Annotated in this window: 9 protein-coding genes; 4 read left to right on the top strand and 5 right to left on the bottom strand. The window is 57.8% G+C overall.

What is annotated here, in order from left to right:
- The first annotated feature begins 161 nt into the window (after window positions 1–161).
- Together RBB77_RS03435 and RBB77_RS03430 are read left to right on the top strand one after the other, a co-directional pair.
- Entirely contained in the window at window positions 162–1,211 is a 1,050-nt protein-coding gene (locus RBB77_RS03435) for a UbiA prenyltransferase family protein (protein WP_353064781.1), read from the top strand.
- Window positions 1,208–2,803 carry a glycosyltransferase family 39 protein gene (locus RBB77_RS03430; protein ID WP_353064780.1) on the top strand — a complete coding sequence of 532 codons (1,596 nt, stop codon included), beginning with the start codon at window positions 1,208–1,210 and terminating at the stop codon, window positions 2,801–2,803. Before RBB77_RS03435 ends, RBB77_RS03430 begins: the two co-directional genes overlap by 4 nt.
- Window positions 2,804–2,830: 27 nt before the next feature.
- On the opposite strand, the gene RBB77_RS03425 is transcribed toward RBB77_RS03430, so the two are convergent.
- A complete protein-coding gene (locus RBB77_RS03425; RefSeq protein ID WP_353064779.1) occupies window positions 2,831–4,132 on the bottom strand; it encodes a glycosyltransferase family 87 protein in 1,302 nt (433 codons plus the stop codon).
- 115 nt (window positions 4,133–4,247) lie between these two features.
- On the opposite strand from RBB77_RS03425, the gene RBB77_RS03420 reads away from it, so the two are divergent.
- The gene (locus RBB77_RS03420) at window positions 4,248–5,402 is read left to right on the top strand and encodes an acyltransferase family protein (RefSeq protein WP_353064778.1); all 1,155 of its coding nucleotides are present in this window, start codon (window positions 4,248–4,250) and stop codon (window positions 5,400–5,402) included.
- A gap of 38 nt (window positions 5,403–5,440) precedes the next feature.
- On the opposite strand, the gene clpB is transcribed toward RBB77_RS03420, so the two are convergent.
- On the bottom strand, window positions 5,441–8,098 hold the full coding sequence (gene clpB, locus RBB77_RS03415; protein WP_353064777.1) for an ATP-dependent chaperone ClpB: 2,658 nt from the start codon (window positions 8,096–8,098) through the stop codon (window positions 5,441–5,443).
- A 278-nt stretch (window positions 8,099–8,376) separates the two neighbouring features.
- Here clpB and RBB77_RS03410 point away from each other — a divergent pair, with 278 nt between their 5' ends.
- Window positions 8,377–9,108 (top strand): YoaK family protein, encoded by a 732-nt coding sequence (locus tag RBB77_RS03410; RefSeq protein ID WP_353064776.1) that lies wholly within the window; start codon window positions 8,377–8,379, stop codon window positions 9,106–9,108.
- 144 nt (window positions 9,109–9,252) lie between these two features.
- On the opposite strand, the gene RBB77_RS03405 is transcribed toward RBB77_RS03410, so the two are convergent.
- The 3 genes from RBB77_RS03405 to RBB77_RS03395 form a co-directional block, all read right to left on the bottom strand.
- On the bottom strand, window positions 9,253–10,932 hold the full coding sequence (locus RBB77_RS03405) for a S10 family peptidase (protein WP_353064775.1): 1,680 nt from the start codon (window positions 10,930–10,932) through the stop codon (window positions 9,253–9,255).
- A gap of 279 nt (window positions 10,933–11,211) precedes the next feature.
- Window positions 11,212–13,869, bottom strand: a complete 2,658-nt coding sequence (locus RBB77_RS03400; RefSeq protein WP_353064774.1) for an ABC transporter permease — start codon at window positions 13,867–13,869, stop codon at window positions 11,212–11,214.
- The gene (locus RBB77_RS03395; protein WP_353064773.1) at window positions 13,866–14,210 is read right to left on the bottom strand and encodes a PadR family transcriptional regulator; all 345 of its coding nucleotides are present in this window, start codon (window positions 14,208–14,210) and stop codon (window positions 13,866–13,868) included. Before RBB77_RS03395 ends, RBB77_RS03400 begins: the two co-directional genes overlap by 4 nt.
- Between the last annotated feature and the right edge of the window lie 59 nt (window positions 14,211–14,269).

Raw genomic sequence — 14,269 nt, 5'->3', positions numbered from 1 at the left:
GCGTCTGCCTGCTCCAGACGCGCAAGCCGCGCCAAACTAAAGCTTATCGTAAACATTCTGCCTGCTGCCATAGCTCCTAAGTCGTCTTCTGCCTTCATCTCCATTTGCTACACTGTGCCCATAGCCAACAGGCAAGCTGCGAAGGAGCCCCTACCCTAAACATGACCGAGCCTCCCCTGCTCAACGTCTCCCTGTCCGAGCGCCTTCGAGCCCATCTCGCCATCGCCAGACTCGATCATTCCATCAAGAATCTCTTCGTTCTGCCCGGCGTCATCGTACCTCTCAGCGTCGCTCCAGCGCTCCTCACCCCGCACCTCTTCGTAACTCTGTTGCTGGCATTTCTCTCCGTCACGCTCATCGCCTGCAGCAACTACGTCATCAACGAAGTCCTCGACGCACCCTTCGATCGCCTCCACCCCACCAAGCGCAATCGCCCCGCCGCGCGCGGACTCGTCAACATCCCCGCAGCCTACGTGCAATGGCTCCTGATGATGGTCGCGGGAATCGCAATCGGCCTCACCATCTCTCGCATGTTCGCCCTCGTTGCGCTCGTTCTCTGGATCATGGGCTGCCTCTACAACTTCCCGCCCATCCGCACCAAAGACGTCCCCTACCTCGACGTCCTCACCGAGTCCATCAACAATCCTCTCCGCATGCTGCTCGGCTGGTACGCCGTCACCAGCGTCCTAGTCCCGCCCGTGTCGCTGCTCATTGCCTACTGGATGCTCGGTTGCTACTTCATGGGCCTCAAGCGCTTCAGCGAACTCTCCGAGATAGGCGACCGCGCCCTCGCTGGCGCCTATCGCGCCTCCTTCAAGCGCTACACGCCTGAGTCGCTGCTCGTCTCGGTCGTCTTCTACGCCTCCACCGCGATGCTCTTTCTCGGCGCCTTCATCATCCGCTATCGCATCGAGCTCATCCTCGGCTTTCCTCTCGTCGCTTTCACCATGGCCGTGTACCTCAAGCTCGCCTTCAAACACGACAGCGCCGTACAAAACCCCGAAAAACTCTACCGCGAGCCGCTGCTGATGGCCTCCTTCGCTTCAACTGCTCTCGTCATGGGTCTCCTTCTCTTCATCCGCGTGCCGCGCCTAGAGATCTTCTTCACGCCGACACTACCCTCCACCACCCCCGCAACAATTGAGCCAGCCCCGGTTAATTATCTACGGCATGATTCAGAGCGGCAGCTTCGCACTCTCTTTAAAATATGAACCCGTCCCGAGACTCCAATGTTGAGCGCAGCGTAGACAATTTCAGTCTCCCGTGGCAGGCCATCGCCTTTCTGATCCTCACTGCAGCCATCTCTCTCCTCTGGTCGCACCACAAACTCATGTCACAGGATGAGATCTTCGTCCTCCAAACTGACAGCGCCCCTACCTACGCTCAGCTCCTCAACATTCAGCGCCACTATCCCATCTCGCTAGATCCCCTCGTCTACCACACTCTAGTTTTCCTCTCTATCAAAGCCTTCGGCGCAGGCGCGTTCGCACTTAGACTAGCCTCGCTCCTTGGCTATCTCGTCATGCAGCTCTGCCTGTTCTTCTTCGTGCGCCGCATTGCCAACGAGCACGCCGCGCTCTTCGCGATGGCGTTTCCAGCCATAACCGCCACTTTTTTCTACTCCGCCGAAGGGCGCCCCTACGGTTTGCTCCTCGGCTTCTACGGCCTCGCCATGCTGAGCTGGCAGACCGCAACCCGCCGCCAATCGCAACGCACCGGCTCCCTCATCGTCCTCGCCATTACGGTCGCGCTCGCACTCAACACCCACTACTTCGGCGTCCTCTTGCTCCTTCCCCTCTGCGCGGCCGAACTCTTTCGTACCATCGAGCGCCGCCGGCTCGACCGTCCCGTCGCAGCCGCCATCCTCATCGGCATGGCCTGCATCGCCTTCGCACTCCCCTTTGAACGATCCGCCGCGGAGTTCCGCAAGAACTACTACAACGCCGGAAGAGTCAGCTACCACGCCATCACGGTTGGCTATCGCTCCCTCTTCATGAACTACACCCAAGCGAGTCTCAGCGTCCAGCACTACGCTGCCATCGGCCTCATCCTCTTCGCAGCTCTCCTTGTCATTGGCAGCGTTCGCCAACTGCGCGACAACGATTTCCAACTCCCAACCGCCGAGCTTGTGTTCCTCATCGTCCTCGCGGCGTTACCTTTCTTCGGTTTCATGCTGGCCTTTTTCGTAACCCACTCCATCGAAGTCCGCTACGTCCTCGGCGCCATTCTCGCTCTAAGCGTTCTCCTCGCGTTCGCCGCGCTGCCGCTGCTCCGCCACAAAAACATCGCAGCCATAACTCTCTCGGCACTCGCTATCGCCATCGTAATCACGGGCGCAATCCGCATTCACGCAGAGCAGGCAAAGACAAACTCCTTCATGACCTCGCTCATCCTAACCCCGCAGATCAAAGCGGCCATTCTCTCCAGCCCCAGCGGCCTGCTCTACCTTCAGGAGATGGGCACCTTCGAAGTAGCCAGCTACTATGAGCCCGACCCTGACATACGCTCCCGCATGGCCCTCGTATACTCCAGCAATCAGGAGCTGCTCTGGAGTCGACGCGACACCGAATCTCTCACCGCACTCCACATGCGCAACTTCACCGGCTTTCCAATCGTGCCCTACGAGCAACTCTCCACCGAACGCGGGGACCACGTCTTCGTCCTGCTGCACAGCGGCTGGGACTGGACCGATCAGGCTCTAGCGGCCGCGCACGCCAAGATCACTCCGCTAGGCCCGGCCATGGGAGGCGACGCAGCTGCCGTTCAATTCACTCCGGAATCCGAGGCTCAAGCTTCAAAATAGCTTCGCCTCTCATCGACGGCGCACCCGTCACACTGCAACAGTTTCATCAGATCCGACGCGACGAGCCAGCCGCATCAGCAGCGCAATCAAGAGAAGCGCCCCGAAGTACATATAGGACTGCAACACATTCCATCCGCGCTTATCCGCCAACAGATTCGTCGCCGCCAAAAAGTTACAGCAAAGAAAAAAAGACACTCCCCACAGCCAAGGCCTCTTGGTCTCCCAGCACCCATAAGCAAACCAGAACCAGGCGAAGATCCCCAGCACAATACCGTAGTGATGCTCCCACGCCATCGGCGAAGCCGCAACCGACGCCAGCCCCATCGCCGCGATATCCCCGGTCGATCCACGCAGTCGCCCCCATGGAAACAGCAGCACACCCCCAATCAGCACCAGCGATGTAACCACCGTCGTCCGATACACCCACGCAACATAGGGAGTATAGAGATGAGGTGTGTATTCCAGATTTTCGCCATTGAAGATCATTCGGTTTAACGTTCCGAACATCGACTGATTCGCATCGTGCGACTGCGCTTTGTGGCTGAGGCTCGCCAGCACCCCTACATAATCAAGATTGTTGTGCCAACCAAAGACCGCAATCGACATCGCGAGCAAAACAGCAGAGCAAATCAAAAACGCCCACATCGCCCCCCATCTGCGGCGAACCGCCATCCACACCAGCAGCAACACATACTGCGGCTTCACAAACGCCAGCAGCGCAGCCACCACCCCAGCCTCGCGTTCGCGCCCGGACGTCCACAAATAAAGCATCAGCGCAAAGCCAAAAGAAAGCATCGTCTGCGCATTCCCCAGCGAATACCCCTTCAGCAGCGGATAACACCCCAGACAAGCCAGTATCACCGCAACAACCATCGGCCATGTCAACTCCGCACCACGCATTCGCAACAGCCTGCGTCCCATCGCAAGCGACACCGCCGCAACACCCACAACAGACAACCATGAAAATAACGCCAGCAGGCGGAGCATCGCAGCGTCACCGACTCCAAGCCTGCGAAGCGCGACCAGAGGAAGCTCACTCGCCAACGAATAAATCAGCGTGTCGTACAGAGGAGCCCCATAGATTGGTTTCGTAGGATTCGCATCGAAGTAGTCCAGCGACTTCATCATCGGAAGCCACGAATCGGTCCACTGGCTCATATGCAGAAAGTCAGAGATTTCGGGCTTGAGAGTCCCCGGATTTCCCAGATGAAGGGCCCGGCACAGACCCCACTGAACAACATTGGCCAGCAGCAGACTACACACAACAAAGAGGAGAAGTCGCTTGCCGTGGGTAGAGGCGCTGAATTTATTAACTGTCGGGGACGTCACGCTCTCACTCTATCAAACGTCTCTGAGCCGCTACCGGGAGCAGACATGCCCATCGATCCGCCTTGCATACACCCACAGAACTCATTTGCTGCCCCATGTATCATGAAGGCTCAACGTGCCTATCCCCGCACCTAGTGTCCTCGAAGAAACTATCTCCTCGGCCCGAATAGCCGGGCGTGGCTTCCTGATAAAAAAGAATGACTCAATTCAGATTCTTCGCGCCATTGCCGCACTTCTCGTAGTGCACGTTCACGCTGTCTCCAATGTTTCATTTCATGCGATTCCCAAGGAAGCTCGCTTCTTCCACGTTGTCGACGTTGGATCGTGTGGCGTCGACATTTTCTTCGCAATCAGCGGCTTCATACTTTCCACCGTCGCTATGAACATTCGGCACAGCTCTTTCGGGTCTGCTCACAAGGCCCTCGATTTTCTCTTTAGAAGACTTATCCGGATCTTTCCGATCTACTGGATCCTTTCATCCTTCTTTGTTCTCATTGACTACAAACAGCATCATCTCGACCATTCATCTTTACTCAACTCGTATCTTCTGCTGCCCTCCATGCACTTCCCCATGCGGGGTCCAATCCTCGTGGTTGGTTGGACGCTTATCTTCGAGATGTTCTTCTATTACGTCATTACACTTAATCTCTTCTTCAGCACCCGCCACATTATTAAATCGACAATCCTCACCATCCTCGCGCTCGTCGCCCTCGGCCAAATCGTCGGCTTCCAGCGGCCAGTGCTTATCCTGATCGCAAATCCCATCAACCTCGAGTTTGTCTTAGGATGTGCGATCGGCATCCTCTTCGCTCGCCACGGCAAACGCCACGCGCTTGGCACAGCCCTGCTCCTTGCTGGTGTTATACCGTTGGTTTGTACCGCTTTCTTCAACAAATACAATATCGCTGATGCGAAAAATATCGCCAACGGCTCTTTAAGTTGGTTCCGTTTCCTCATGTGGGGTGTTCCCGCAGCTATGGTGACCGCGGGCCTGGTCTTTCGTTCTCCACAGATAAAATCAGGTTTGGGCCGCTTCGGCGTTCAACTCGGCGACGCATCTTATTCCATCTATCTCATCTCGCTGCCGGTCTTCTACGTCTATCACCGCATCTATCCATACCTCGCGCGACTCGGGCCGGGCGCAAACGTCTTTCTTATGGTCGTTTGCTCCGCCGTCGCTGGTTTGCTCTGTTATCGCTTCCTTGAGAAGCCAATACTGCGCTTTCTCACTGCGAAGTATCACCACCCAGCCGTTCAGTCCGCCCCATGAAAAATGGCCCACCGGTGAAGGTGGGCCCATACTCGTCGCTAGGAAACTAGAGCCTCGCGCCCCTGCACCACGAACTCGAGTCCGCTCTTCCCAGCCGTTACTAAAACGTGATCGCCATGCAGCACACTGCCATCGAGAATCTTCACCGCCAGTTTGTCCTGCACCAGCCGTTGGATCGCTCTCTTCAGAGGCCGCGCTCCATATGCCCGGTCGTATCCGGCCTTGAAGATCGCCTTCCTCGCGTCCTCAGTCAGCTCCAGCGTGATCTTTCGATCCGCCAGTAGCTTCTGCAGATCCTTCAACCGCAGATCAACAATGTGCGTCAGTTGCTCATCGCCCAGCGGATGGAAGATCACAATATCGTCCACACGATTCAGGAACTCCGGCTTGAACTGCTTACGCAACTCCTCCATCACGCGCCCCTTCGCCTCTTCAAACCCGTCTTCGCCCTGTGCCCACGCCGTCGACAACTGCGACGCACCAACGTTCGAAGTCATGATCAGAACAGTATTTTTGAAATCAACCGTCCTTCCCTTCGAGTCCGTCAGCCGCCCATCATCGAGCACCTGCAGCAGCACATTAAACACATCCGGATGCGCCTTCTCGATCTCGTCGAACAGAATCACCGCATACGGCCTGCGTCGCACCGCCTCCGTCAACTGCCCGCCTTCGTCATACCCAACATATCCCGGAGGCGCGCCAATCAACCGCGCCACCGCATGCTTCTCCATGTACTCGCTCATGTCGATCCGCACCATTGCAGCCTCGTCATCGAACAGAAATTCAGCCAGCGCCCTCGCCGTCTCCGTCTTCCCAACGCCTGTAGGTCCAAGAAAAATAAACGAGCCAATCGGCCGCTTCGGATCGCTCAAGCCCGCGCGCGAACGCCGAATCGCATTCGCCACAGCATTCAACGCCTCATCCTGTCCAACCACTCGCTCGCGCAGACGCTCCTCCATCTGCACCAGCTTCTGCATCTCGCCTTCGAGCATCTTCGAAACGGGAATCCCCGTCCACTTCGACACCACCGCGGCGATATCCTCCTCGTCGACCTCCTCTTTCAGCATCCGCGAAGGCCGCGTCGCCACTCCCGCCTTCGCCTCTGCCTCATCCTCGCGAACCGCGGCATCCTGCTCCGCCGTCAACTCACGCAGCTCCGCCTCGCGCTTCGGAATCTCGCCATACTGCAACTCCGCCGCCCTCTGCAGATTTCCCTTGCGCGTCTCTTCGCCCATCTGAAAGCGCAGCGAGTCCAACTCCTCCTTCAACTCCGCAATCTTCCCAATCGCACCGCGCTCCTTCTGCCATCTCGCGCGCAGAGCCGCAGCCTTCTCCTTCACCTCAGCCAGCTCTCGTTCCACAACCTCCAGCCGCTCCTGAGACGCCGCATCTTTCTCCCGCTTCAACGCCGCACGTTCAATCTCCAGCGACGTAGCCCTGCGCTCCAGGTCATCGATCTCCACCGGCACCGAGCCGATCTGAATCGCCAACGCTGCCGCAGCCTCATCGACAAGATCAATCGCCTTATCCGGCAGAAACCGATCCGAGATATACCGGTGCGACAGAGTCGCAGCAGCCACAATCGCCGAATCCTTAATGCGAACCTTATGGTGCGCTTCGTACTTCTCCTTCAACCCACGCAGAATCGCAACCGTATCCTCGACGTTTGGCTCGCCGACAAACACAATCTGAAACCGTCGTTCCAACGCAGCGTCCTTCTCGATGTACTTCCTGTACTCCACCAGCGTCGTCGCGCCAATCGCTCGCAGTGCTCCGCGAGCCAGTGCAGGCTTCAGCATATTGCTGGCATCGAGCGACCCTTCACTCGCGCCCGCCCCCACCAGAGTATGTAACTCATCGATGAACAAAATAACTTCACCGTTCGACTCTTCAATCTCTTTCAGCACCGCCTTCAAACGGTCCTCGAACTCACCGCGGAACTTCGCCCCGGCGATCATCGCGCCCAAATCGAGCGAGCACACGCGCTTATTCTTCAGAATCTCCGGCACATCACCCTGAATAATCCGCCGCGCCAGCCCTTCCACAATGGCAGTCTTACCCACACCGGGCTCGCCGATCAGCACCGGATTGTTCTTCGTCCGCCGGCTCAGCACCTGCACCACGCGGCGAATCTCTTCATCGCGCCCGATCACCGGATCGAGCTTCCCACGTCGCGCCAGATCCGTCAGATCCTTCGCATACTTCTCCAACGCCTGAAACTTCCCTTCAGGATTCTGGTCCGTCACTCGCTGACTCCCCCGCACCGCGCTCAGCGCCTTCAGGATCGCCTCATACGTCCCACCCAGCGCCGCCAGCGCAAGCTGCACAGGATCGTTCTTCGCCTTCGACAGCGCCAGCAGAAGATGCTCCGTCGACACATACTCGTCCTTGAAGTTTTCCGCCTCTTTGAACCCCTGCTCCAACACCTTCTGCAGCGCATTCGACAGCCCGGGCTGCCCTCCGCCCTGCACCTTCGGCAGCTTCTCAACCGCCGAGTTCACTCCCGACAACAACTGCTCAACCGGCACCCCAATCTTCTCCAGCACCGGGATCACCACTCCCTCCCGATCCTCCAGCAGAGCCGCCATCAGGTGCAGCGGCTGCACCTCCGGATTGCCGTTCTCGCCAGCATGCCCACCAGCCGCTTGAACCGCCTCCTGCGACTTCACCGTCAACCGATCCCATTTGATCGCCATAACCCTCTATCTCCTCAACAAGTTCCAAAAAAATTTAAGCTTTTCGCTTAAAGTTAGACGCCCGAAATGGCCGGAAGATGCGAAATCTGATAATAACTCACTCACATCTTGGCGGCAGGCTCCAGCCGCCCTTTCCGTGTCACCAATCGTATTGAAGGTGCGCACGGTACTCCCCAGAAACTTTCCATTTGTCGCGGCAAATAATCCAGAAAAAGACCCTCCGCAGATGCGAGACATGACGCCGAACCCAAACAGGGAAGATCAAAGACTCGTGCCCAATGGGCGGTAGACTGTCCTCGATCCTCATGACTCCCAACACCATCTCCGAGCCCAGCACCCTGTCCGACGCATTGATACTCGCCAGCACCGGCGGCCTCCTCGACTCTTTCGTCTATCTCAACCACGGCCACGTCTTCGCCAACTCCATGACAGGAAACGTCGCTCTCCTCGGCATCGCCCTCTTGGGCCATGGGTGGGGCGCAATCATTCCACATCTCGTACCCATCCTGGGCTTCTTCGTCGGCGTTATCTCCGCTCGGCATCTGCACTCGCGGAGCAACCGCGCCCCCATCGTCGCGCTCACCTTCGAAATCATCGCACTCTTCATCCTGGGCTGGATGCCGCCTGGCTTCCCCGACATCCCCTTCACCGCGATCGTCGCCTTCGTCGCCGCCTTCCAGGTCTCCAGCTTCCGCCACGTCAACCAGTTACCCTTCAACTCCACTTTTGTCACCGGCAACCTCCGACAGGCAACCGAGGGTCTCTACGACGCGCTCAACTCCTCTGGCACACCCGAAGCCCGCGAAAGCGGCCGCCTCCAGATCCTCAACCTCGGACTCATCTGCCTCTGCTTCCTCGCCGGAGCCGCTCTCGGAGCATGGGCCGCGCCCCATATCGCCAACCGCTCTCTATGGCTCACCGAACCGCTGCTTCTCTACGTAGCTCTCCGCTGCCTTCGCCGCTCCGCCAAAGCCGAATTGGCTCACACGATCTCCCAGACGAAGCCTTAAATCTCACCCAATCACTGACGCAGACATTCGGTCGACTTCATCCTGCCTTCGAGATCGTCACCAAATCGAAGTGGCGGACTAAGGGCAACACGAATCAAACCGTGTCGTCCCTCTAGCCCGCCACCTCTCGATCCGCAACCCCTGCTACTTCCCGTCCTCCGTGCCCCGGATAAACGCCGCCACATCCGCATGGAACTGCTTTAGCACGTCCTCATTCACATACACCATGTGTCCGCTCTGGTAGTAGTGATAGCTGATATTCGCCTGCAGCTTCTGCGGAATTTGCAGATGATGCATCTCGAACTTGCCCTCGAAGTAAGGCGTCGCCAGGTCGTAGTATCCACCTGCCAGCATCACCTTCATCTTCGGATTTGACTTCATCGTGTAGGCCAAATCCGGCATCACATTCGTCCCGCCCCACTGCTGATTCGCCGGCGGACCCCCCGGCGGCTGGTGCCGTAGATCCCACGTAAAGTCGGCATCCGCATAGGCTCCCGGTTTATACGTCTGATTCTCGCCATACTTCAGGTCCGTCCGCATGTACTGGTTCAACGCCGCCGTATATGCCGACGAGATCGCATTGCTCTGCGGGTCATACTCCGCATCCGCGCTCAGCGGATCGATATCTGGCCCTTTGTACCGCGTATCCAGCCGCCCTGTCGTCGTCTCGTCATCAAGCTGCAGTTGCTTGCTGAATGCAGCGCCTGTCACCCGCAGATTCGCCCTCATCAAATAAGCCACCGGCAGCCCGGTATATTGATGCAGCTTCTCCGCCACAGCCTGCTTCGTCGCCTCCGGCAGCTCCGACCCCTTCAGCAGAGCGCTCATGTAGTCGCCCATCGCATACTGCTCCACCTCGGCCAGGAACGGCTCCAGCGCCGCAGGTTGCGTTGGAACCTTGTGATGATAAAAGGCGCTCGCCGCAAACGTAGGCAGACCCAACGCATACGCCTGATCCACGCCAGGGTTCCACTTCGGCCCATCGATGCTGTTATCGAAGCTCAAAATCTGCGACAGCAAAATGATCCCGTTCAAGTCCACGTTCTGCAAATCAGCCGACAGCACCGCGCTCCGCGGCGTCCCATAGCTCTCACCCAGCAGATACTTCGGCGAGTTCCACCGGTTGAACTTCGTCAGGAACCTGCGAATGAACCGATCGAACGCATGCGCATCCTGGTCCACTCCCCAGAACTCCTTCTCCTTGTCCTTGCCCATGATCCGGCTGAACCCGGTCCCCGGAGCATCGATAAAAACCACATCGCTCACATCCAGCAGACTGAAGTCGTTATTCACGATCTTGTACGGCGCGCCTTCATCATGTTGCGCATCGGTAGTCACCACGCGCTTGGGCCCAAACGAGCCCATATGCAGCCACATCGTCGCCGACCCCGGCCCGCCGTTATACAAAAACGTCACAGGCCGCCCCACAGGCGCATCTTTCTTAAAGTAAGCCACATAAAACATCCGCGCCGTGGCAGGCGCCTCGTCCGGCTTCTCGGGATCTGGAGCCTTCTCCCCCGTATCCGGCAGCATCTTCCCATCCATCCCCAGCATCGCGTCCTGCGAATCGCTCGACCCCACCGTCAGCGTCCCTGCCACCGCACGATAGGCAATCTTCTCCCCGCCCACCGTCACCGAGCCCTCTGTCGTCGAGTCCGCTGGCGGCTCCGCAGCCTCCACCACCGGCGTCCCCGTCACCACCAGCTTCTGGTCCTTCTTCTTATCGCTGTCTTTCTTCTCCTGTGCTCCCGCTCCTATCGCAAAACCAGCAGATACCAGCAACACACCGCAAGATACAGTCTTCCAAACCAAATTCCTTGACATCCTCACACGCTCCAAAACGCAGATTTTCCCAGTGCAAGCAGTATATCCACGTATCACAGTTGCTTTTACAGAATCCTCGCCGCCACGAAAATCCATACTCATTCTCGCCGCCGCCGCTGCAGCGCAGTTGCTATGTTTTACAGTTGCTTTGATTTTGCAGTTGCAGTTCTAGTTGTCATCTCCGAAGGGGATCTGCTGTTGTTGTTGTTGTTGTTGTTGTTGCTGTTGCCGCTCCATCCGTCTTACCCACCAAAAAAACCAACCCCAGCCAGAAGGCCCTCACTCCGCCCGCAACGCCTCCACCGGATTGATCGACGCCGCTCTCCGCGCCGGAACATAACTAGCCAGCAGAGCCGCCGCAACCAGCAGAAGAGCCACCCCCGCCAACGTCCCCACATCCCACGACTGCACGCCAAACAGCACACTCCGCAGCGTCAGCGTCACACCCAGCGAGCACACCAGACCCACAACGATTCCCAATGCCGCCAGCCTCCCACCCTCCCTCATAATCATCCGCTGCACCATCTCCCTTTGCGCCCCCAAAGCCATCCGCACCCCAATCTCACGCGTTCTCTGGCCCACCGAATACGCAATCACGCCATACAACCCAATCATGCCCAGCAACAAAGCCAGCGCCGCAAACCCACCCACCAGCCACGCCGACGACCGATGCAGGTAAGCCGTCTGCGACTCATCGATATTCAGCATCATCGTCGACTCCTCCGACGTGCCGATGCCGCGATCGAACTGGTGAATCGTCGAGACAAGCGTAGGCAACAGCGCATTCTCGTCCTGACTCGTCCGAACTACCAGATTGAAGTACACGTCAGGGCTCTGATCCGCGGGATAGTACACAGCAGGCAAAGTCTTTTCATCGAGCGATGACTCGCGCAGATCGTCCACCACCCCAACAATCTCCTTGATCGACTTCGTCGACAGCGTCGTATCGCCCATCCTCGCACCCAGTGGATCCTGACCAGGAAAATACAGCTTCGCAAACGCCTCATTGATGATCACGACACGAGGCTTGGTAGCATCTTCGTCCGCGTTGAAGAACCGCCCACGAATCAGCCTCGTCTTCAGCGTCGTAAAGTAATTCGCAGTAATATCCCGCTCGTTCACTTCATTGTGCTCGCCGTTATACGGACGGCCAACAAATCGCACCCACTCCGTATTGCCATTCATCGTCACCGGCAGTTGGCTTGTCGCGGCTGCCGAGGTCACGCCCGGCAACGCCGCGATACGATCCATAAGTTGTCTCCGCGCTGCCACCACCTGTTCATCCTTCGCGTAGACCTTCTCCGGCAGCGCAACCGAAAGAGTCGCCAGATGATCAGGCTGAAAATTCAACTCAACATGCAGCAAATGATAGAAGCTCTTGCCCAGCAACCCCGCGCCCACCAGCAACACGGTAGCAATCGCAAGCTCCAGCACCGTAAGATTCGCGCCAACCTTCCTCCAAAGCACACCCGCCGAGCCCCGTGAGCCCTCCGTCAACCCCTCCCGCATCTCGCCGAACGACAGCTGCACAATCGGCGTCAGAGAAAAGATCACCGCGGCCATCACCGCAATCGCTGCCGCAAAACACACAACATGGAAGTTCATCCCGATCCCGCGCAGATAAGGCATATGCACCAGCATGTCCTTCGGGATAAGCCGGAGCAAAGCTTGCGAAGTAAACACCGCACAGACCAATCCCAGCAGCGAACTCCCAAGCACAAGCAGAACACCCTCAGTTACAAATTGCCGCGCAAGCCGCAGCGGCGAAGCTCCCAACGCACCTCGCACTGCGATCTCCCGCCTGCGACTCTCCGACCGCACCAGCAGAAGACTCGCCACATTCACACACGCGATCAGCAGAAGCAGACCCGCGCCCGCCAGTAGAAGAAGCAGAATCGGACGAATATCTCCGACGAACGCATCCGTCAATGACTCCACTGCCGCGGTCTGCCCACGATTTGAGTCAGGATACTGACGCTCCAGTTGCTGCGCGATTGCCTTCGTATCCGCAAGCGCTGCCGCAATCGAAACTCCATCTTTCAGCCGCGCAACCCCCACTAACCCATGGCAACTCCGCCTCAGGTCACACGTGTTCGCTCCCCCACCGGCATGCATCGTCGTCCAGAACTCAACAGTATTGCGCGGCGCAAACTCGAAGCTGTCAGGCAGCACTCCAACAATCGTGTACGGCATGCCGCTCAGCGAAATACTTTGCCCGACGACTTCTTTTCTGCCGCCAAACCGTTTCTGCCACGTCGAGTAACTCAGAATCACCGTTCGCGGAGCGCTAAGGAGATCCTCGCCCGAGTAAAAATCACGTCCAAGCAAAGGGAGAACGCCCAGCGTGTGGAAGAATCCATCCGTCACTCGCAGCCCCTGCGTCGGCTCAACGCCAGACGGCGTATCCAACAGATAACCCGTACCCGTGTAGACGTCCAGAGAACGAAAGCTGTGATTCATCTTCTTCCAGTCGAGATAATCCGGATAAGAGAGATTTGCATGAGGAAGCACCGCCACGCTCTCCGTTACATCCACCAAACTACGCGGATCCTCGTAAGGCAGCGGCTTCAGCAGCGCAGCATCCACAAACGCAAAGATCGCAACGCTCGCCGCAATCCCAAGCGAGAGCATCAACACCGCCGTAATCGTGAAACCAGGGTTCTTCAACAACTGCCGCAGGGCAAAACGCAGATCCTGCCATAGCGTCTCGAAGAAAGGAGCCGTACCCCGCTCCCGGTAAGCCTGCCGTGTCCGCTCCATCCCTCCCAGTTTCACCAGAGCATCGCGCCGCGCCTCCTCCGCCGTCATGCCCGCCCGCATGTTGTCCTCGATATGCATCTGCAGATGTCCCTCAAGCTCGCTAGCGAAATCCTCTTCCCGCCGCCCTCTAGAAAACATCCCGGCAAACCGCCTCAACGCTGCACGCAGCTTCTTCATGCCGGATCCTCCGTTCCCCGCAAAAACCGCGCCAGAATCGCCGTCGTCTGCTCCCAGTTGTCGGTCTCGCGTTCAATTTGCTTGCGGCCAACACGCGTCAGCTTATAAAACTTCGCCCTCCGATTGTTCTCAGACACACCCCACTCTGAAACAATCGCCCCCTCCTGCTCCAGCTTCAACAGCGCCGGATACAGCGTCCCATAGTTCAGCGAAAGCACGTCCCCGCTGGTCTGTTCAATCCGCCGCGCGATCCCATACCCATGCAGCTCGCCCATGCTCTCAAGCGTCTTCAACACCATCAACGCCAGCGTCCCCTGCCAAACATCTGCCTTCTCACCCATGCCTGCTCCTATTGTCTATAAATAGGAGTATGCACCCACCTCTATTGGAAGGCAATACA

Source organism: Tunturibacter psychrotolerans (genome assembly GCF_040359615.1).
GTDB classification, from domain to species: Bacteria; Acidobacteriota; Terriglobia; order Terriglobales; family Acidobacteriaceae; genus Edaphobacter; species Edaphobacter psychrotolerans.
This window is presented reverse-complemented; position numbering and strand designations above follow the sequence as displayed.